General features: G+C 61.2%; 18 protein-coding genes and 1 tRNA gene. 10 read left to right on the top strand and 9 right to left on the bottom strand.

Features of this window, described 5'->3' with window-relative positions:
- Nucleotides 1–41 precede the first annotated feature (41 nt).
- Nucleotides 42–236 (top strand): hypothetical protein, encoded by a 195-nt coding sequence (locus tag F4Y00_06235; GenBank protein MYE04551.1) that lies wholly within the window; start codon nucleotides 42–44, stop codon nucleotides 234–236.
- Here the strand turns inward: F4Y00_06235 and F4Y00_06230 are convergent.
- The gene (locus F4Y00_06230) at nucleotides 173–742 is read right to left on the bottom strand and encodes a helix-hairpin-helix domain-containing protein (GenBank protein MYE04550.1); all 570 of its coding nucleotides are present in this window, start codon (nucleotides 740–742) and stop codon (nucleotides 173–175) included. The genes F4Y00_06235 and F4Y00_06230 overlap by 64 nt on opposite strands.
- 69 nt (nucleotides 743–811) lie before the next feature.
- Between F4Y00_06230 and recO the strand changes: the two genes are divergently transcribed.
- The 5 genes from recO (at nucleotide 812) to F4Y00_06205 (ending at nucleotide 6914) form a co-directional block, all read left to right on the top strand.
- Nucleotides 812–1570 carry a DNA repair protein RecO gene (gene recO / locus F4Y00_06225; GenBank protein MYE04549.1) on the top strand — a complete coding sequence of 253 codons (759 nt, stop codon included), beginning with the start codon at nucleotides 812–814 and terminating at the stop codon, nucleotides 1568–1570.
- Nucleotides 1571–1853: 283 nt separating this feature from the next.
- Nucleotides 1854–2507 carry a repressor LexA gene (locus tag F4Y00_06220; protein ID MYE04548.1) on the top strand — a complete coding sequence of 218 codons (654 nt, stop codon included), beginning with the start codon at nucleotides 1854–1856 and terminating at the stop codon, nucleotides 2505–2507.
- Nucleotides 2504–4495 (top strand): hydantoinase/oxoprolinase family protein, encoded by a 1992-nt coding sequence (locus F4Y00_06215; protein ID MYE04547.1) that lies wholly within the window; start codon nucleotides 2504–2506, stop codon nucleotides 4493–4495. Before F4Y00_06220 ends, F4Y00_06215 begins: the two co-directional genes overlap by 4 nt.
- Nucleotides 4495–6060: a hydantoinase B/oxoprolinase family protein gene (locus F4Y00_06210; protein MYE04546.1), complete on the top strand. Its 1566-nt coding sequence runs from the start codon at nucleotides 4495–4497 to the stop codon at nucleotides 6058–6060. Before F4Y00_06215 ends, F4Y00_06210 begins: the two co-directional genes overlap by 1 nt.
- Before the next feature lie 299 nt (nucleotides 6061–6359).
- Nucleotides 6360–6914: a hypothetical protein gene (locus F4Y00_06205; GenBank protein ID MYE04545.1), complete on the top strand. Its 555-nt coding sequence runs from the start codon at nucleotides 6360–6362 to the stop codon at nucleotides 6912–6914.
- 161 nt (nucleotides 6915–7075) lie between these two features.
- On the opposite strand, the gene acnA is transcribed toward F4Y00_06205, so the two are convergent.
- Nucleotides 7076–9796, bottom strand: a complete 2721-nt coding sequence (gene acnA / locus F4Y00_06200; GenBank protein ID MYE04544.1) for an aconitate hydratase AcnA — start codon at nucleotides 9794–9796, stop codon at nucleotides 7076–7078.
- Nucleotides 9797–9927: 131 nt separating this feature from the next.
- A complete protein-coding gene (locus F4Y00_06195) occupies nucleotides 9928–11088 on the bottom strand; it encodes an ATP-binding protein (GenBank protein MYE04543.1) in 1161 nt (386 codons plus the stop codon).
- A gap of 247 nt (nucleotides 11089–11335) precedes the next feature.
- Between F4Y00_06195 and F4Y00_06190 the strand changes: the two genes are divergently transcribed.
- The 3 genes from F4Y00_06190 (at nucleotide 11336) to F4Y00_06180 (ending at nucleotide 12880) form a co-directional block, all read left to right on the top strand.
- Nucleotides 11336–11408: transfer RNA gene (locus F4Y00_06190), tRNA-Ala, on the top strand.
- Nucleotides 11409–11412: 4 nt separating this feature from the next.
- Nucleotides 11413–12267: a VOC family protein gene (locus F4Y00_06185; protein MYE04542.1), complete on the top strand. Its 855-nt coding sequence runs from the start codon at nucleotides 11413–11415 to the stop codon at nucleotides 12265–12267.
- 172 nt (nucleotides 12268–12439) lie between these two features.
- The gene (locus F4Y00_06180) at nucleotides 12440–12880 is read left to right on the top strand and encodes a hypothetical protein (GenBank protein MYE04541.1); all 441 of its coding nucleotides are present in this window, start codon (nucleotides 12440–12442) and stop codon (nucleotides 12878–12880) included.
- A gap of 24 nt (nucleotides 12881–12904) precedes the next feature.
- Here F4Y00_06180 and F4Y00_06175 read toward each other — a convergent pair whose 3' ends face one another.
- From F4Y00_06175 to F4Y00_06165, 3 genes are read right to left on the bottom strand one after another with little or no spacing between them, the layout of a single operon-like run.
- On the bottom strand, nucleotides 12905–14197 hold the full coding sequence (locus F4Y00_06175; protein ID MYE04540.1) for a hypothetical protein: 1293 nt from the start codon (nucleotides 14195–14197) through the stop codon (nucleotides 12905–12907).
- Nucleotides 14198–14200: 3 nt separating this feature from the next.
- Nucleotides 14201–14557: a hypothetical protein gene (locus F4Y00_06170; GenBank protein ID MYE04539.1), complete on the bottom strand. Its 357-nt coding sequence runs from the start codon at nucleotides 14555–14557 to the stop codon at nucleotides 14201–14203.
- 12 nt (nucleotides 14558–14569) lie between these two features.
- Entirely contained in the window at nucleotides 14570–14905 is a 336-nt protein-coding gene (locus tag F4Y00_06165; protein MYE04538.1) for a type II toxin-antitoxin system RelE/ParE family toxin, read from the bottom strand.
- A 330-nt stretch (nucleotides 14906–15235) separates the two neighbouring features.
- Between F4Y00_06165 and F4Y00_06160 the strand changes: the two genes are divergently transcribed.
- Nucleotides 15236–16477 (top strand): GTP-binding protein, encoded by a 1242-nt coding sequence (locus tag F4Y00_06160; protein MYE04537.1) that lies wholly within the window; start codon nucleotides 15236–15238, stop codon nucleotides 16475–16477.
- A 73-nt stretch (nucleotides 16478–16550) separates the two neighbouring features.
- Here F4Y00_06160 and F4Y00_06155 read toward each other — a convergent pair whose 3' ends face one another.
- From F4Y00_06155 to F4Y00_06145, 3 genes are all read right to left on the bottom strand, one after another.
- Nucleotides 16551–17297 carry a CPBP family intramembrane metalloprotease gene (locus F4Y00_06155; GenBank protein MYE04536.1) on the bottom strand — a complete coding sequence of 249 codons (747 nt, stop codon included), beginning with the start codon at nucleotides 17295–17297 and terminating at the stop codon, nucleotides 16551–16553.
- 4 nt (nucleotides 17298–17301) lie between these two features.
- On the bottom strand, nucleotides 17302–17634 hold the full coding sequence (locus F4Y00_06150; protein ID MYE04535.1) for a tetratricopeptide repeat protein: 333 nt from the start codon (nucleotides 17632–17634) through the stop codon (nucleotides 17302–17304).
- A 66-nt stretch (nucleotides 17635–17700) separates the two neighbouring features.
- Entirely contained in the window at nucleotides 17701–18492 is a 792-nt protein-coding gene (locus F4Y00_06145) for a TPM domain-containing protein (protein ID MYE04534.1), read from the bottom strand.
- Nucleotides 18493–18584: the final 92 nt, after the last annotated feature.

Genomic DNA, 18584 nt, shown 5'->3' with positions numbered 1-18584 from the left:
AGGGGCGAACCTCCTGTTTCGATGACTTTTTGCATGATTCCATGAATGAGTATAACGGGGTCATTCTCCTTGCACTGGTCGGTTTTGCGGCGCTGGCCGCGTTGCTGCTGGTGCCGGTATACCGGTTTCTGAAGCGCGAGGAAAAGGTTGCCGAAGCCTGGACGGAAGACCCCTATGGTTCGGCCGATGAATCGCCGGAAGACGAGTCGACGGATGGGGGATGCGCTCCTGCGTAAACATGGGGCCGCAGGAGTTCGAGGGTTTTTGGTCCGATACCCTTCACCTGTTGCAGATCGTCTGCCGAGCGAAACGCTCCATAGGCGTCGCGAAACGCAAGAATGCGTTCGGCCGTCTTCGGTCCGATACGGGGCAGTTTTTCGAGTTCCGATGCGCCCGCCCGGTTTATGTCGATGTGCAGCGCTCCCGAACCGGATGGCTCGCCGGGGGGTTCGCGGGTCGAGGAGGCCGTCGCTGCGGCCTCGTACTTGCCGGAATCCGCTTCGCTGGCGGAGGCTGCAAGCGCCGGCGAAGTCGTATCCGCCGCGCCGCCGATTTGCATCCCCGACCGCTCGAAAAAGATGCGGTCCAGTTCGTCGTAGGCATCCGGCGGCAGCAATATGGCCTGTTGCTGGACTTGACGTACAATAATGCCGATAATGAGCAATCCGGACAGACACGAGAGCGCCATGGCCTCGTGTCTCGTCAGGCTCAGCCGTTGCTGCAAGCGATGAAGCAGTCGCATGGTTTTTTCCTGACACAGACACAAGGAAGCCGCGAATATAACTTCGGCCCCTCAAAATGATTGTTCGTGATGATTATTCGTACTGAGGCCATCGTGCTCCGAAGCATCCAGTACGGCGAGACCAGCCGGATCGTCACGCTTTTCACCAGGGAGAAGGGCAAGGTGGCCGTTATGGCCCGGGGCGCGCTGCGGCCCAAAAGCCGATTCGGATCGACCCTGCAACCCATGTCGTATGTGCAGGCCGTGCTGTACTGGAAGGATACCCGGCATGTGCAGACCCTTTCCGAAAGCAGCCACATCCGGACATTCGGGGACCTGCACAAGGATCTTGCGGCGCTTGCGTACGGCCAGCGCGTGGTCGAACTCGTGCAGGCGCTGATGCAGGACGAAGACGAAAACCTGCTTGTGTTTCAGCTTCTGATCGATGTGCTGGACCGGCTGAATCGTCATGCGGACCGAGCCGAGCACCTGTTCTATTTTTTTCAGTTGCGGCTGGCGGGAATCCTTGGTTTTGCGCCGCACATCGACCGGGAAGCCGTCGAGCGCATCCCTGAATCCGGCGGCGCGCTCCTGCTGGAAACCGGCTCGGTGGAGCCGTCCGAGGGGCGCCGGAACCGCGAAACCATGCGCTTTGCCACGCGCCGGACCCTGCGCGCGTTCGCCATCGTCGCCTGCGCCGATCCCGATACGATCATGCAGATGCGCATGGACGAGCGCACGGCTGCGGAGCTGGGCCGGCTTATCGAGGATTTTCTGCGATACCACGTCGAGGACACCTGGCCAACCCGCGGCAGCCGCGTGGTGAAGCAACTCCTCAACCCCAGGTAATAAGGATACGCTGATCAAAACCACCCCTCGTAGCGCCTGGCCTGGCAGGAAAACAGGCCCCGCAAAGCGCCGCTGCACAGTGGTAACAGGCCCTAATCAGCGTATCCTTAAAGCGCCCCGCATTCGGAAGATTTTTTTTGTCGTTTCTCTTGACGTTGCAAGGAAACAATCATATACTGTACGTTATATGTACAAGATGTCGGGTATTCCGCCGTATAATCGCCCCTGTCGCGGCGTCTCCATACTCCTCTTCGTGTCATAAAAACCGGCGCGTCAAACCGTCATGAGCCGTAAAAAGCTGACATCGAAGCAATACGAATTTCTCCGTTATATCTCGGGGTACGTGCGTGTCCACCGGGTGTGGCCCACCTACCGTCAGATTGCCGCGCATTTCGGGTTCCGGTCCCCCAACAGCGTCACCCAGAACCTCGAAGCCCTCTGGAAGAAGGAATTTCTCACGAGGGGTAGCCGGGGATACCGCCTCATCAACGAAGACGACTTTCTGACAAGCGCGGCGGGCATTCCCGTGCGCGGCATTATATCGGCGGGACAGTTGCAGGAAGCCGTCGATGCGGATCTGGGGACTATTACGCTCGAGACGCTCTTTCCCAATCTCGATCGCATTTTTGCGATCCGCGTATCGGGGCAATCGATGATCGGCGCCGACATTCATGACGGCGATTATGTGCTGCTGGTAGACGACGATATTCCCAACGGAGGCATCGGCGCCATTCTCTACAATGGCGAGACGTCTCTGAAGCGGGTATACTACGATGAGCACGGGTTGCGCCTCGAACCGGCCAACGAGGAATACGAGGACATCCGCATCAAACCGGATATTTTCGAGGAAGTCCGGGTGCTGGGACGATACGTAGGGCATGTGAACCATAGCGGCATTCACCATACGTACGGCCCGCCTCGCAGTTATCCGGCATGACGGAACGCATCGGGATCGACACGGGCGGGACGTTCACGGATTTCGTGCACCTCAAGGATGGGGCGCCCGTCATTCGCAAGACGGCCACCACACCGGATGACCAGAGCCGCGCCGTGGGGGAAGGCGTACGGTTGCTCGGGGCCGGCGAAGCGGCGGCGATTGCGCATGGCACCACCACGGCCACGAATGCGCTTCTCGAACATCGCGGCGCGCGGTGCGCCCTCGTGACGACCAGAGGTTTCCGCGATGTCCTGGCGATCGGACGCCAGAATCGTCCCGCACTGTATGCGCTTTCCCAGCGCCGTCCGCCCCCGCTCGTGCCGGAGGACCTCCGGTTTGAAGTCACGGAGCGGGTGGCCGCCGACGGCTCGATCCTGACCCCTCTGGACGAGCGCGAAGTGGCCGAACTGGGGGAAACGCTGCAACATCTTGACGTGGCCGGTGTGGCCATCGTGTTTCTCTTCTCGTTTCTGTATCCGGAACATGAACGCAAAGCGGCGGAGATTCTGAAGGGATACCTTCCCGATGCGCGATTTTCGCTGAGCGCGGATATTCTGCCGGAATACCGGGAATACGAACGGACGGCCGCCACGGTCGTGAATGTTTATGTGCAGCCCATCGTGGCGCGGTATCTGGACCGGCTCGAACGCGCCGTGGCGCCCAGGCGGGTGCGCATCATGCAATCGAACGGGGGCGTCATCGGCACGAAACAGGCGGCTCGCCGTTCCGCCCGCCTGGTGCTCAGCGGGCCGGCCGGCGGGGTCGTGGGGGCCTTCCGGCTTGCCGGAACCGCGCTCGGCGAAAAGGCTCCGAAGATTCTCACCCTCGACATGGGAGGCACCAGTACGGACGTGGCGTTGTGTCCCGGCGAAATACCGCGCACCGCCGAAAGCGCCATTGCGGGATTGCCGCTGCGCCTTCCATCCGTCGATATCCATACGGTGGGCGCCGGCGGGGGGAGCATTGCCCATGCCGACGCAGCGGGAGCGCTTCATGTCGGCCCCGAGAGCGCCGGCGCCGTACCGGGCCCGGCATGCTACGGGCGGGGCGGCGATGCGCCTACCGTCACGGATGCGAATGTGACGCTGGGCCGGATCCTGCCCGACCGGTTTCTCGGGGGCGATTTCGCCCTTGACGCCGGCACGGCGCGGGATGCCGTGGAAAAACTGGGCCGTTCGCTGGGGCTGTCCCTCCACCAGACGGCGCTGGGCATCGTCCGGATCGCGAATGCGTCGATGGAGCGCGCCTTGCGCCGCGTATCCGTGGAGCGCGGGTACGATCCGAAGGACTATACGCTGGTCCCGTTCGGGGGCGCCGGCCCGCTGCATGCCTGCGAACTGGCGGATGCGCTCTCGATCCGTCGCATTCTGCTTCCTCCGCAGCCGGGCGTACTGAGCGCGCTGGGCCTGTTGATGGCGGATATCGTGTACGATACGTCCGTTTCGGCTCCCGACGACACGACCGGCCTCGAAGCCCTCTATGCGCAGGAAACCGAACGAATTCTGAATGTCTTTGCCGGGGAGGATGGCGGGACGCCCGCCATCGAAACCCTTGCGGATATGCGGTACCGGGGGCAGAGCTACGAATTGACCGTACCGATGGACCCCGCGAGCCCTGAGCGTGCCCGGGAGCGTTTTCATGAACAACACGCCCGCCGGTACGGGTACGCGATGCGGGACGCCGTCGTGGAGATCGTGACGCTGCGCGTGCGGGGAACGGCGGCAGGGGCCGAGGTTGTTCTGCCGCAGGACACGGATCGGGCCGGGGCGTCGGAGACCTCCGAAGCCGCGCAGGTCGGAGAGACCCCGGTCGTGCTGGATAGCGGCGAGGAGGTCATGGCGGCGCTGTACGACCGCGACCGGTTGCGCTGCGGACATGCGTTCGACGGTCCCGCCGTAGTGGCCCAGTACGATGCGACCGTTTTCGTTCCTCCCTCGTGGCATGTCGAAGTGGATGCCTGGCGTAATCTGCATTTCTCGAGAATGTGATGGACCCGATTCTCCTCGAACTCTACCGGCATCGTTTCTCAGGGGTCGCTGAGGAAATGGGCGTTACGCTGCAGCGCACGTCCTATTCGCCCAATATCAAGGAGCGGCTGGATTTCTCGTGCGCCGTGTTCGACAGCCGCGGCGGGATGGTGGCCCAGGCGGCGCACATTCCGGTACATCTCGGCGCCATGCCGCGCAGCCTCGAAGCCGCGCTGGACGCCATCGATGTATGGCGCCCCGGCGACACGGTCATTCTGAACGATCCCTATGCAGGCGGCACGCACTTGCCGGACATCACCATGATCTCCCCGGTGTTCGTGGCCGACCGCCTCGTGTTCTTTGCCGCCAGCCGGGCCCACCACGCCGACGTGGGGGGCATGAGTCCCGGGTCGCTTCCGCTTTCGGGCGAATTGTACCAGGAAGGCGTCATTATCCCCCCCGTGAAATGGCGCAACGAGGGCAGGCTCGCAGCCGACCTGGAGAAACTCGTATTGCGTAATGTCCGCACGCCGGAAGAGCGGCGCGGCGATCTGGCTGCGCAACAGGCGGCGCACTCGGTGGCCGAGACGCGGCTTGCGGCATTGATCGACCGCCACGGCGCGGCTGAGGTCGAAGCGTATGCGGCGCATTTGTCGGTCTGGAGCGAACGCCTGCTTCGCGAGCATATCCGGCAATGGCCGGACGGGGTTTTCCGGTTCGAGGATACCTTGGAAATCGCTCCCGGCGAAGCGCCGAACGGGGAAGAGGCGATTATCCGGGTGGCGGCCCGTATCGAGGGGGACGGCGTCACGTTCGATTTTGAGGGGACTTCCCCCGCCGTGACCGGTTCGCTGAACGCGGTGCTCCCTATCACGGAGTCCGCCTGTTACTATGCGGTGCGCTGTCTGGCCGCCTCCGACATTCCCATGAATGCGGGATGTTTTGCGCCCGTGCGGGTTACGGCTCCGCCGGGGTGCCTCGTGCACGCCGATCCGCCCCATGCGGTGTCCGCCGGCAACGTCGAAACCTCGCAACGCATCGTGGATGCGGTTTTCGGCGCCCTCGCACAGGCCATGCCGGCGCGCGTGTCGGCAGCCGGGCAGGGCACGATGAACAACCTGACCATCGGGGGCTCCCGCGCCGACGGGTCGCCCTATGCGTACTACGAAACCATCGGGGGAGGCATGGGCGCTTCCGCCGGGGCGGACGGTCTGAGCGGCGTACACGTACACATGAGCAACACGCTGAACACGCCGGTCGAAGCGCTGGAGATGACGTTTCCGTTTCGCATCGAGACCTATGCGCTGCGCCGGGGGAGCGGCGGGGCGGGCGAGCGACGGGGCGGAGATGGTCTGATTCGCGCCTACCGGTTGCTCCGGCCCGCCACCGTTACGGTAATCAGCGAACGGCGGGAGACGCCTCCGTGGGGGTTGCAGGGCGGTGCGCCCGGCGCCTGCGGACGCAATACGCTCGTACGGCCCGGCGGCGGGGAAGAAACGCTGCCCGCGAAGTTCAGCCGGCGGCTCGAAGCCGGCGATGTGCTGCGGATCGAAACGCCGGGCGGCGGGGGTTGGGGCAGGGAATGAAAAATAGTCTATAGAGTGTTGCGCAGGCGCCCCGATGGTGCTACTATACACAGGGTGCGTAAAGGAGATTGTGGATGTGGCGAACATGGAGGCAGCGCCGGGTCCGGAGCGCGGATGTTCGAGGATGTAATCGCGTATCCTTTGGGCAATGGGGCCTTCAACCGGAACCGCTGTCGCGCATGGACATCCAATAAACAGGATGATGCCCTGGCCGGTTTTTTATGAGCGCTTCCCGGTTTTTACGGACGATTTCCGGCTGCTTCTCCCCAAGCTCTTTCACGGAACCGTACGAGATCCGAATGAAGAGGCATATCGCCATCGCTGTGCTTGCCGTCTTCGCACTGGCCCCTGAAACCCGGGCGCAGTCCCCGGATATTTTTGTCGAGGATACGACACAGGTGCAGATAGCTCAGTTGGCGCGGTATATGGAGGACCTTGAGGGTCTTGCGCAACTGAGAGATGAAAACAATGTCCGTATGGCGGAAGAGCATCAGCGGATAGCCCGGCTCGCCGCCGAAAACACGCGCAAATTCTCCGCGAACATTGCTTCGGAAACCGCCAACATGGCCGATATGCAATACCGTTCCGAGGACCACGTGCGGGCATGGACCGATCGTATGCTGGAATTGCAGAAATTGGCCCGGGAGGGTACCCGGAAAGTCAAGGGGCTGAAGCGAAGCGCCAGAAAAGCCGCGGGGGGGCTGTACGCTCCCCATGCATGGATGTCGGCTTCGCGGGCCTACGGCGAATGGCAGACCGAACTCGAGCACCTGGAGGAGGTCGCCACGGAAGCAGTGGAAACGGGGCGCGCCGCATTGGATGCGGAACGCGCCGCGCCGGATGTCAGGATATGAGGGGGGAGCCCCCCAGACATTCCCGGAATGTTCTGTAGAGGCGGGCCCGCATCGTTTCGCCGCTGCCTGACCTCAATAAGATCCGTGCGGACCGCGTGGGCCTGTTGACCGGCGAACGCCCGCATCGTTCCGCCGCTGCCCGACCCCGATAAGATCACCCCTCATGCCTCTACTTGCTCGCGCCGCAGATAGTCCCGGAGCACGTAGTGGAGGATGCCGCCGTTCCGGTAGTAATCGACTTCGACGTCGGTGTCGAGGCGGACCACGGCCTGGAAGGTCGTCTGTGTTCCGTCGGGTTTCGTGGCCGTGACTTCGAATTCCTGCCGGGGCGCCACCTGGTCGTTCACGGGGATGTCGAAGGTTTCTTCGCCCGTCAGCCCGAGGCTCGCAGCGGTTTCGCCCTCGCGGAATTCCAGGGGAAGCACGCCCATGCCGATCAGGTTCGACCGGTGGATGCGTTCGTAATTTTCCACAAGGGTCGCCTTGACGCCGAGCAGGAGCGTGCCTTTCGCCGCCCAGTCCCGGCTCGATCCCATCCCGTAATCCTTGCCGCCCAGCACGACCAGCGGCACGCCCGCGTCGGCGTATTTCATCGCGGCGTCGTAGATGGACATCGTTTCGTTCGTAGGGAAGTACCGCGTGATGCCGCCCTCCGTCCCCGGAACCAGCAGGTTTTTGATGCGGATGTTGGCGAACGTCCCGCGAATCATCACCTCGTGGTTTCCGCGGCGCGATCCGTACGAATTGAACGCGTGCGCCGCCACGCCCCGCTCCGTCAGGTATTTCCCGGCAGGCGCGTCGCGGGCAATGGAGCCTGCGGGCGAAATGTGATCCGTGGTGGTTGAATCGCCCAGTTTCGCAAGCACCCGGGCGCCCCTGATTTCCTGAATGGCAGGTGTTTCCGGGTCCATATCCACAAAGTAGGGCGGCTCCTGAATGTAGGTCGAGGCGTCGTCCCATTCGCAAAGAGAGCCTTCGGCCGTCTGAATGGCGTTCCACGTCTCGCTGGACGTTTCGATGCCTTCGTATTCGTCCCGGAACAGTTCGGGGGTGACGACTTCCCGGATCGCATCGAGAATTTCCCCGGAGGACGGCCAGATGTCGCGCAGGTATACGTCGTTGCCCGCCGAGTCCGTGCCGATGGGGTCGTTCATCAGGTCGATATCGACGGTACCGGCCAGCGCATACGCCACGACGAGCGGCGGAGAGGCGAGGAAATTGGCCTGCACATGCGGGTGAATGCGGCCCTCGAAATTCCGGTTGCCCGAAAGCACGCCGGCCACGACGAGATCACCCTCGCGGATCGCTTCGGTCACGGGTTCCGGCAACGGCCCCGAATTGCCGATGCAGGTCGTGCAGCCGTATCCCACCAGGTTGAATCCCAGTTGATTCAGGTACGGAAGCAGCCCGGCCTCATGCAAATAGCGGGTTACGACGCGAGAGCCGGGCGCCAGACTCGTCTTGACGTACGGCGGCACCTGAAGCCCGCGTTCCACGGCGTGTTTCGCCACCAGACCGGCGCCGATCATCACCGACGGATTGCTCGTATTCGTGCAACTGGTGATGGCGGCGATGGCCACATCGCCGTGCCGCAGGGGCATGTCGTTTTCCTGATCGTCCCGGTACCGGCCGGTGCGCGTCAGCGCGTCCGGAGAAAGGCCGAATCCCTGGGGTCCGGCAGGGGCGGTAAGCGTAGCGGCGAAGGTTTTGCCGAGTTCCGGCACGGGGATCAGGTCCTGCGGGCGTTTCGGTCCGGCGACGCCGGGCACGACCTCCCCGAGATCGAGCTCCAGGACATCGAGAAATTCCGGATCGGGGGTGTCTGCGGTACGGAAAAGCCCTTGCTCCTTCGCGTATCGTTCCACCATGTCGATGAGCGCCGGCTCGCGGCCCGTGCGAAGCATGTAGTCCAGCGTAATTCCGTCCACGGGGAAGAATCCCATGGTCGCGCCGTATTCCGGCGACATGTTGGAAATGGTGGCGCGGTCCGGGATGGACATGTGATCGAGGCCGGGGCCGAAAAATTCCACGAACCGGCCCACGACGCCGTATGCGCGCAGGCGGCGCGTGACGGTCAGCACCAGGTCGGTGGCCGTAGCGCCTTCGGGAAGGCGGCCCGTCATCCGGAATCCTATCACTTCCGGCATGAGCATGCAGATCGGCTGCCCCAGCATGGCCGCTTCCGCCTCTATACCCCCGACGCCCCAGCCGAGCACGCCGAGCCCGTTGATCATGGTCGTATGGCTGTCCGTCCCGACGAGGGAATCCGGGTAGGCGACCTCCAACCCGTCTTCGGGGCGCGTCCAGACGCCCCGGGCGATATATTCGAGATTGACCTGGTGGCAGATGCCGCCGGAGGGGGGCACCACCGAGAAATTCTCGAAGGCCTGCTGTCCCCAGCGCAGAAAAGCGTACCGTTCCCGATTGCGGCGAAACTCGATGTCCGAGTTGAGGCGGAGCGCCTCGTGCGTTCCGAAATGATCCACCTGAATAGAATGGTCGATCACCAGATGAACGGGCACCCTCGGATTGATGGCGTCCGTATTTCCCCCAAGCCGCGCTACTGCGGAGCGCAGTGCGGCGAGATCCACCACCGCCGGCACCCCCGTGAAATCCTGCAGCAGGACACGGGCAGGCACGAAGGGAATCTCCTCGCGGGCCGGCCCCTTCGGATCGTACGTGGCGAGGCGTTCGACATCCTGTTCCGTGACGGCGCGCCCGTCGCATTCCCGGACCACCGCTTCGAGCAGCACTTTGATGGAGAACGGCAAGCGGTCCAGTCCGCCGAAGCCATGGTCGGCAAGGCGGTCGAGCCGGTAGAGGTACGCATTGCCCGATCCCGTATCGAAGGTTTCGCGAGCGCCGAAGGGGTCTTTTTTCATAATTCCGTTTCAGGTGGTATCGGAGCGGCGGGTGAGGCGATTCGGGGGTATTCCGGACGGTCATGCCGCAAATGCTAACGCAGGAAACAGATACTCGCCAGAGGGCCGAATTGTTCGGGGGAGAAGATGGATCAAGACGGTCCAAGCCCTTCGGCGCAGGCAAGGGACAGCCCTGTCGCTTCTACCCGTTCGTGCAGGGGAAAGCGGGTATCTCCCGGGAAGATGACGAAGAGGCGGTCGAGCTTGAGATCGTCCAGGGCCGAATGCATGGAGCGCGTCATGGCGGGCGCGCTTGTGCGCTTGAATTCAAAGCCGATTCGCTGTCCGTTCTTCATTATCAGAAGGTCCAGTTCCGCTCCCTGATGGGTTGCCCAGTAGTAACACTGGTCCCAGGCGACACCCAGTATGCGGGCGATCTCCTGCATTGCGAATCCTTCCCAGGATGCGCCGGACTTGGGATGCCCCATGAGTATTTCTTTAGCGTCGATTCCAAGCAAGGCATGGAGCAGTCCGGTATCGCCGATATATATTTTGGGCGCCTTGACCTGTCTCTTTTTCAGATTTTCGTACCACGGCGGCAATTTGCGCACGATCAGCGCATCGACGAGCATGTCGAGCCAGGCGCTGATTGTGGGGCTGGTCGCGCCGAGGGCGCGTCCGGGTTCGGCGCTGTTCCAGCGGTTGCCGTGATAGTGCGCCAGCATGGTCCAGAAGCGGCGCATGGTTTCGGCGGGAACCGAAAATCCGAGTTGCGGCAGGTCGCGTTCGAGAAAGGTGCGGACGAATGCGGTGCGCCAGACAAAGCTCTGCGTGTCGTCTGCGGCAAGAAACGAGTTGGGAAACCCTCCGCGCAACCAGAGTCTTTCCGCCATATTTTCGCCGACCTCGTCCATGCGAAACGGCGGCAGTTCATAGTACGCGATGCGTCCGGCAAGCGTCTCCGAGGATTGGCGCAACAGGTCCGGGCTTGCACTGCCGAGCACGAGAAAGCGGGCGGCGTTGCCGGGGCGGTCTACGAGTACCCGCAGCAGGGGAAAGAGTCCGGGCCGGCGTTGCACTTCGTCGATGACGACCAGCCCGCGCAAGGATTCGAGCGCGAGCTTCGGGTCGGCGAGCGCCGCTTCGTGCGTTGGGTCTTCCAGATCGAAAAAATGGACCGGAGACTTCCGGTCGCTGACAAGGCGCCGGGCGAGCGTGGTTTTGCCGACTTGTCTGGCGCCAACGATGCCGACGACAGGAAACTGCTGCAGGAGGCCGCGAAGGGCTGTTTCGTGTTCGTTGCGTGGTATCATGCCCTGAATATACATGAAAATTTAAAATGTCACTATGGATTTTCATGATTAAAATGCATTTATGGATCGAAATTACGTATCACCACCTTATTCTACGCAATATATGCGGTGAATAGGGGCACACTCCAGTTCAGAGGCAGCCGGTATGCGCTCATATTCCTATTCTACGCATAATTTGCGGAGAATAGAATAGCCCTCCCCCCGGAACCGCACCGCAGCGAATCTCGTTCGGATAGCGACAATCAATGGGGCTATAGCTCAGTTGGTAGAGCGCTGCAATCGCACTGCAGAGGTCAGCGGTTCGACTCCGCTTAGCTCCACGGAATGAGTCGAGCCGGACGGGTGTATCCGTCCGGTTTGTTTTTTGTCCCGTATTTCTTTCACCAAACGCTGTCCGGCACCGCAATTATGGCAGAACACCAGCAGTCGGGTCGTTTCGTATGGTACGACCTGATCACCACCGACACTGAAGCGGCAATAGAATTTTACGGAAACATCATCGGTTGGGGAACCGAGGCATTCGAGGGCGGCCCCGGGCCCTACACGATGCTCACCAATAACGGGATGCCCTTCGGCGGTCTCATGGAGATCGAACCGGAAATGGGGGAGATTCCGCCCCACTGGCTTCCCTACATTTCCACGCCGGACGTGGATGAGACGGTCGGACAAATCCAGGAATTGGGCGGGAATATCCACGTTCCGCCGCAGGACGTTCCGGGCGCGGGCCGTTTTGCCATAGCCACCGACCCGCAGGGCGGGGTTTTTGCGGTGTTCGCATCGACCACGGGAGAGCCGGACATGGAAGCGCAGCCGGGAGTCGGCGAGTTTTCCTGGCACGAACTGGCCACCTCGGATTACCAGGCCGCTTTCGATTTCTACCAGGCCCTGTTCGGTTGGGAGATCACGAGCGAAATGGATATGGGCGATTCAGGCATCTATCGCATGTACGGTCAGAACGATCTTGTCTACGGGGGCATATTCACCAAACTCGACAGCATGCCCGGTCCGCCGCCTCCCTGGTGGGCGTTATATATCTCGGTGGAAGACATTGACCGGAGCGTCGAAGATGTCGCGGAACACGGCGGCAGGGTGGTCATGGGGCCGATGGAAGTGCCCGGCGGGGGCTGGATTGCCCATTGCGTGGATCCGCAGGGCGCCCGTTTCGCGCTGCACTCTTAAGGGATAGCCGCCGGCGGGTCATGCATCCGCGGCGATCCGCAGGGCTCGTGATTCCGTTGCATTGCGGGAAATAGCAAAGCGCGCCATTTTCCTTCGTGTGAATTGTTATTGAAGCAATGCTTGCGTAATATGTCTTTGCAATGCTCCCCCGCAAAGACATGGAGGTTTCTGTATGAGACGCGCAGTATTTATCGGTATAGTTTCCCTGTTCGCCGTATCCGGAGCGCTGGGCCAGCTTCCGGCCAACCCGCTCGAAGGAACGTGGGAAATGGTTTCCCAGCATGTTGTGTATCCGGACAGCACCGTGGACCGGACCGATCAGATACCGTATACCATCAAGATCCTCAACTCCACGCATTTCGCCTTCGGACGGCAGATCCTGGACGAGGAGGTGTTCGCCGGCGGGGGCACCTATTCATTCGATGGGGAAACCTACACCGAGCACATCACCTGGCACAGTTCTGCGGGGCTGGCGGGGCAGTCCGTCGTTTTTGAAGCCCGCGTCGAAGGGGATACATGGTACCACGTAGGCCACATTCTCGATTTCCGGCTCGAAGAGGTCTGGAATCGGATTGGTTCGTCTGGGGAAGCGGCCGAGGAAGAAATGGAGTAGGAGAGGGGTTTTTGCCTTGCCGGACTATCCGGAATGTCCGTGCTGTAGGGCGGAAATGCTGTCGAGCAACTCCCGGAAGTCGGGATCGTTCTTGATGTGCTGATCGGATGGAGCAGGCCGCTGGCGTGACGCCGCGTAACGCCGCATTTCTTCCATCTTTTTTTTCTGGTCTCCTGCAGGGTGAGGTATGCAAGGACGATCGAGCGATGCGGCTTGAACCACCCTTTCTATTTCCTTCGTGCGTTGGTTGTCCAATGGAATGACCCTCCCGAAGCCGCATTCCCGGCCGAGTTGCGCGGGGAGCACCGCGTCATAGGGAAGCGGAGGTCCGGTTTCCTCGACAAGCAAGTCGAACGTTTCGGCAAGCCGCTTCGCCGTATCGGGCCAGCAGATGAAATCCGGCCATCCCGTATCGGCCAGCGAAAAGTCGACGACAAGCAGGCGAAGATAATCGGGCGAGGGTGGACCGCACTGGCGCTTTTGCAGCTTGTCCAGCAGTTTAGGTCCCCACTGGGTCCCGGCTGTGCTTTTTGGCGTATCCATCTCGAAAAACAGTCGGGTGTCGGACGATTGTCCGGGGGGAAGAAAGCTGACCAGGCGCCAATCGGGATTTTCGTCCCTGTGTTCAAGCGTTACGGACAATAGAAGCGATTCGATGGGCCCCGGAAATTGAAGATGATCTCCCGCTTTCGCCTCCATTATCCATTGCTTTGCTTCCGCATTCAAACTGTCGAGCCATGGGTCGACATCTGTTTGGCCCCCTATATCGTTGGCGAAGAAGGGATTCCATGAACCGTGGTTTTCGTTTTTGTGTTCGAGCCGAAGCGCTACCTCGAAGCCCATATCGACTTCGAGGTACTTGAACATCATTGGGAGATACCGTCCGACCAGTTGGTAGCCGAAAAAATCCGCAGGACAATAGACCTCGATGCGTATTTGCGATCCGCCGGCGGTGAGGTCGATGTCGTAGCGTTTGGCGTTGGATCGGGGGGAAACTTTATCTTCATACGCGCTTGCCGTTCCTGCGGTATCCTGAAGATGCACAAGCAAATCGAATTCCGACAGCGCTCGATGGAATTTCAATAAATCCTTCTCATCGAGAACGCGCTTGCCAATACTCCCGGACGTGGGAAGTTTGTCGTCTATGAAGGCCAGGAGCGCTTCGATATGTTCGTAATGCGTGTTGCCAAGCAGGCGGACAATTTCCAGTTCGCTCCGGCCGGATCCGGGCAGTTTACTCCTGATCTCCTCCGCAATGCGCGGGAAACGCTGCAAAGCGTTCCGGACCTCATTCGTGATCGGATAACGAATGACCATGCCTTACCCCCCGGTTTCCGTTGCCGGCGTCCGGGCCTGATCCATCCGGCGACGGGAACGGCGTACGCTTGTGGAAGCGGGCTCTTTGGAGATGCGGCGGTTCTTTGCTGTTTCCGGCAGCGGATACCCCACGGCAAGTGTCGGCCACCGCATGTCGTTCAGACGCTCCCGCAGATTGTCTGCCTTCCTGGCTATATCCGGATGCTGTTCCCGGTATGCATCGGCGACGTTCTTAAGCGCATCCAGAAGAATAACAGGTTCCTCTTCCGTGGCCACCTTCAGATATCCGATTGCCAGTGAAGGATCTTTCCGGAATTCTCCCCGAAGCCATTCGAAGTGGTCTACGCCCATGTCGTTCATGATTCCGAGATGTTATGGTTTGGTTTCTCGATGTTTCGATTTCCAGTCCCTGAGCCGTTTCTGCGCCAGGGCGATGTCGGCGCGCTGCGTTTTCTTGTCGCCGCCGCACAGAAGAAGGATTACTTCTTTATCCATCATAGCGAAATATACCCGGTATCCGGGGCCATAATGAATCCGCAGTTCCCGTATTGCACCTCCTACGGCTCTGGAGTCGCCAAGAATACCTCTTTGGAGGCGACCAATCCTTGATGAAATTCGGTGTCTTGCTTCCTGATCTCGCAGATCGTCCAGCCAGCTCTGCACCGGATCGCGGGCGTCTTCGGTGGTGTAATGCCGGATATCGAACATCCGCTATGACTTCCTGAAACTCGACCGGGCCGCTCCGGATCCTGAAATATGCTACACGCTGTGCGCATAAAGGCGATTGCTTGTTCAGACACGAAAACGCGAAGAATATGACCTTCTGACCGGATATCTTCCCACCCCGCTGTAAAACGACAGGAATTTGGCATTAAATAACTGGGGTGGAAAACCTCAAGGGGCATCCGATTGGCCACCTTGCGCGAAGCGGCCTACTTGTCAACAACTTGTCCACATTCCTTGGCCCACCCTGAACAAAGTCCGTAATATTCGCGGTTTGTCATCGAAATACACCAAGCCCGGTCGTTCCACATGACGATGCCCCTGAACCAAGAGACCAGTTTCAACCATTCACGCCTCCCCGTCACCGTCTTGTCGGGCTTCCTCGGAGCGGGAAAGACCACACTCCTCAACCAGGTACTCAACAACCGGGAGGGCCGTCGCGTCGCGGTGATCGTGAACGACATGAGCGAGGTCAACATCGACGCGGCGCTCATTGAGCGCGGCGGCGCGGAACTCTCGCGGACTGAGGAGAAGCTGGTCGAGATGTCGAACGGCTGCATCTGCTGCACACTGCGAGACGACCTGCTCGCCGAGGTCTCCCAACTCGCGCGGGAGAAACGCTTCGACTATCTGCTCATCGAGTCCACGGGGATTTCGGAGCCCATTCCCGTCGCACAGACCTTCACCTTCGAGGACGAGAACGGTGTGAGCCTGAGTCAGGTCTCGCGCCTCGACACGATGGTCACGGTCGTGGACACGGCGAGTTTCCTGCGGGACTACAACGCCGCCGAAGCACTCCAGGACCGCGGCGAATCGTTGGGCGAGGAAGATGAGCGGACGGTGACCGACTTGCTGATCGACCAGATCGAGTTCGCGGACGTCATCGTGCTCAACAAGCTCGACCTCGCGAGCAACGATCAGGCTCTCGAAGTCGAGGCCATCGTGAAGGCGCTCAACCCCGGCGCGGAGATTCTCGGGACAACGCACGGACAGGTCCCGCTCGAACGCGTGCTCGACACGGGCCTGTTCGACTACGAGAAGGCGGCGAGCTCCGCCGGCTGGATTCGAGAACTGCAGGGCGAGCACACGCCGGAGACCGAAGAGTACGGGATATCGAGCTTCACCTACCGCACGCCGCAGCCCTTCGACGCCGAGAAGCTGTGGGCGTTTTTGCACGACGACGAGAACTGGCGCGGCGTGCTCCGCTCGAAGGGCTTCTTCTGGGTCGCCGCTGACCATCGGGTCGCCTACGAGTGGGCTCAAGCCGGTGGCGTCAGCAACGTGAACCCCGTCGGGATGTGGTGGGCGGCCGTGCCTCGCGAACACTGGAGGTATCCTGCTGGTCAGCGACCTGATCAGCGGCCGGGCTGGCATCCCCGCTTCGGCGATCGCGCACAGCAGCTCGTCTTCATCGGCCAGCAGATGAACGAGGCGGCGATGCGCGCTCGCCTAGACGCGTGCCTGCTCGACGAGCGCCTCGCCGCCGCTGACAGCAAAGCCTGGGCAGTGCTCCCGAACCCGTTCCCAGAGCTTCACACGGAGGGAGAGGCAGTATGACCGAAACTGCCTCATCCGTTTTGGCGAATGCGTCCATGATTGGCTTAAACTCGCCCGCCGTCTATTGGATACCCTACCCGTCCAGCACGACCATGACCATCACATCGTAGAGGGCGTGCGTCCAGGCGGCGATGCCGAACCCCCGCACGAGGAACAGGACGTTCAGCGCCAGCCCGAAAAGCATCCGGAAAAGGAACGAGTTCAGGCGGAACGCATCGCCCAGAGGCCCGATGTAGTGCATCAGGCTGAAAAGAAAGGCCCCGGCGACCGCGGCCAGAATATAGGCCAGTACCCGGTCTCCCATGAACCAGCGCAGCACCCAGAATAAGGCGCCCACCAGCAGTACGCGAAACAGCAACTCCTCGTACAGGCCCGCCCCGACCGAAAGCGCCAGTTTCATGGAGAGTCCCTCCCCGGGTCCGGATTGCGCCAGGGCCGGCAGGATCACGGAGACCAGTCCGGAAACGATGACTGCGATCACTACCGCATACACCGTACTTTCGAGGAACATCCACAGGAAATACCGGGGATTGAAGGGCACCTTTTTCTTGCGGTCGTACCAGAATACGGCGATCCCGGCGAGCAGGACGGCAATCCCGAAGGCCGTCAGACCGTGGTCCCCTACCACCAGCAGCAACTGCTTGAGCCACATCTCGGACGAAACGCGCACCTGCGCCACGGCGCTGCGGTTCGCAAAAACGATCAGGAATTCGTACAGAATCAGCAGGGGGAGCGCGGCCAGAAACCCGTAGGTGGCCGAGCGGGAGGCGTTGTGATACTTGTTCCAGACGCCGGGTTGGTATATGGCTTCACCGGTCATGATTTCAGTCGTCGAACCCCACTCCTTCTATCTGCATCAGGGCGTCCCGGAGTTCGGCCTGCGCGTGGGTGTCGCGTTGCCGCCCCGCGACCTCGATGCCTTGCGTATAGGTCCGTACGGCGTCTTCCCTGCGGCCCAGTTCCTGGTACAGTTTCCCGAGATGGTACCAGGTCCCCACGTACTCGGGATCTTCGGAAACGAGGCCCTCGAAAAAACGAAGCGCCTCCTCGATGTCTCCACGCTTGAGATATTCCTGCGCCAGCGCGAACCGGACAAATGCATCGTCGGGATCTTCTTCGTGGAATGCTTGCAGCGCCTGTAGCCGGTCAGCCTGCATCATGACGGGAGAAATCTTGCCGGGCAGGTCCGGGCCGACCATGCCTTGAAAAATTACCGGACAGGTTTACCATCCGCCTCCTGCGCCGCCGCCGCCGAACCCTCCTCCGCCAAATCCGCCGAAGCCGCCTCCCAGGCCTCCTCCACCCAGCCCGCCGCCAAATCCGCCGCCGCTTCCACCGAATCCTCCTCCCCAGACAATGAAATGGGGGCCGTACCCATGGCGCCGGTAGCGCTTGCCTCCATCGTTTCCTCCCTTGCGCCGGCGGATGGACGAGATGATGAACCATAAAAGGAAGAACAATCCCATCAGCGCGGAGGGATCGATCGGGGGTCTCCCGGCGCGTCTTGGCGCGGCCTCTTCTGCGGTAAATTCACCGGCCGCGGCAGCGATCAGCAGGTCCGCAGCGCCGGAAAGTCCCTCGTAGAACCGTCCCTCGCGGAAGTACGGCACCATGACGTTGCGATAAATCCGGGCCGCCACCGCATCGGGAATGGCGCCCTCGAGACCATAACCTGTTTCGATACGCACTTCCCGGTCGTCACGGGCCACGAGGATCACCACGCCGTTATCCTGCCCCGCCTGCCCTACGCCCCAACTACGGCCCAGAGCCAGCGCATATTCTGCGGCAGGCACGCCTTCGAGCGACGGGATCGTAACGACAACGATCTGTGTGGAGGTGGTATCCTCGTACGCGGTCAGCTTGGCGGTCAACCTTTGCTCTTCGGAAGAAGTAAGCAGGTCAGCCTGATCCGTCACAAGGCGGTTCGTGGAAGGAATCACGTCCACGGTCCCCTGGGCGTGCGCTACGCCGAGGGGGAACAACCCCGCCAGAAACAACCCCGTAAGAAGCAGCATGTGCGGAAGCACTTGCGTCAGGCGCCGGGCAGGGAGATATGTCCCGATGCCCTGCTCCACACACGCTGTGTTGCACTGCCTGGGCATCCGGT

It is taken from the genome of Bacteroidetes bacterium SB0662_bin_6 (assembly GCA_009839485.1).
Taxonomy (GTDB): Bacteria; Bacteroidota; Rhodothermia; order Rhodothermales; family VXPQ01; genus VXPQ01.
This window is presented reverse-complemented; position numbering and strand designations above follow the sequence as displayed.

Bases quoted from the DNA above. Each gene is read 5' to 3' on its own strand.
- F4Y00_06175 (MYE04540.1), bottom strand. From the start codon at position 14,197: ATGGTCATTCGTTATCCGATCACGAATGAGGTCCGGAACGCTTTGCAG.
- F4Y00_06170 (MYE04539.1), bottom strand. From the start codon at position 14,557: ATGAACGACATGGGCGTAGACCACTTCGAATGGCTTCGGGGAGAATTC.
- F4Y00_06195 (MYE04543.1), bottom strand. From the start codon at position 11,088: ATGATACCACGCAACGAACACGAAACAGCCCTTCGCGGCCTCCTGCAG.
- F4Y00_06160 (MYE04537.1), top strand. From the start codon at position 15,236: ATGCCCCTGAACCAAGAGACCAGTTTCAACCATTCACGCCTCCCCGTC.
- F4Y00_06205 (MYE04545.1), top strand. From the start codon at position 6,360: ATGAAGAGGCATATCGCCATCGCTGTGCTTGCCGTCTTCGCACTGGCC.
- F4Y00_06215 (MYE04547.1), top strand. From the start codon at position 2,504: ATGACGGAACGCATCGGGATCGACACGGGCGGGACGTTCACGGATTTC.
- F4Y00_06145 (MYE04534.1), bottom strand. From the start codon at position 18,492: ATGCTGCTTCTTACGGGGTTGTTTCTGGCGGGGTTGTTCCCCCTCGGC.
- F4Y00_06165 (MYE04538.1), bottom strand. From the start codon at position 14,905: ATGTTCGATATCCGGCATTACACCACCGAAGACGCCCGCGATCCGGTG.
- F4Y00_06185 (MYE04542.1), top strand. From the start codon at position 11,413: ATGAGTCGAGCCGGACGGGTGTATCCGTCCGGTTTGTTTTTTGTCCCG.
- recO (MYE04549.1), top strand. From the start codon at position 812: ATGATTATTCGTACTGAGGCCATCGTGCTCCGAAGCATCCAGTACGGC.
- F4Y00_06235 (MYE04551.1), top strand. From the start codon at position 42: ATGAATGAGTATAACGGGGTCATTCTCCTTGCACTGGTCGGTTTTGCG.
- F4Y00_06210 (MYE04546.1), top strand. From the start codon at position 4,495: ATGGACCCGATTCTCCTCGAACTCTACCGGCATCGTTTCTCAGGGGTC.
- F4Y00_06150 (MYE04535.1), bottom strand. From the start codon at position 17,634: ATGCAGGCTGACCGGCTACAGGCGCTGCAAGCATTCCACGAAGAAGAT.
- F4Y00_06155 (MYE04536.1), bottom strand. From the start codon at position 17,297: ATGACCGGTGAAGCCATATACCAACCCGGCGTCTGGAACAAGTATCAC.
- F4Y00_06230 (MYE04550.1), bottom strand. From the start codon at position 742: ATGCGACTGCTTCATCGCTTGCAGCAACGGCTGAGCCTGACGAGACAC.
- acnA (MYE04544.1), bottom strand. From the start codon at position 9,796: ATGAAAAAAGACCCCTTCGGCGCTCGCGAAACCTTCGATACGGGATCG.
- F4Y00_06220 (MYE04548.1), top strand. From the start codon at position 1,854: ATGAGCCGTAAAAAGCTGACATCGAAGCAATACGAATTTCTCCGTTAT.
- F4Y00_06180 (MYE04541.1), top strand. From the start codon at position 12,440: ATGAGACGCGCAGTATTTATCGGTATAGTTTCCCTGTTCGCCGTATCC.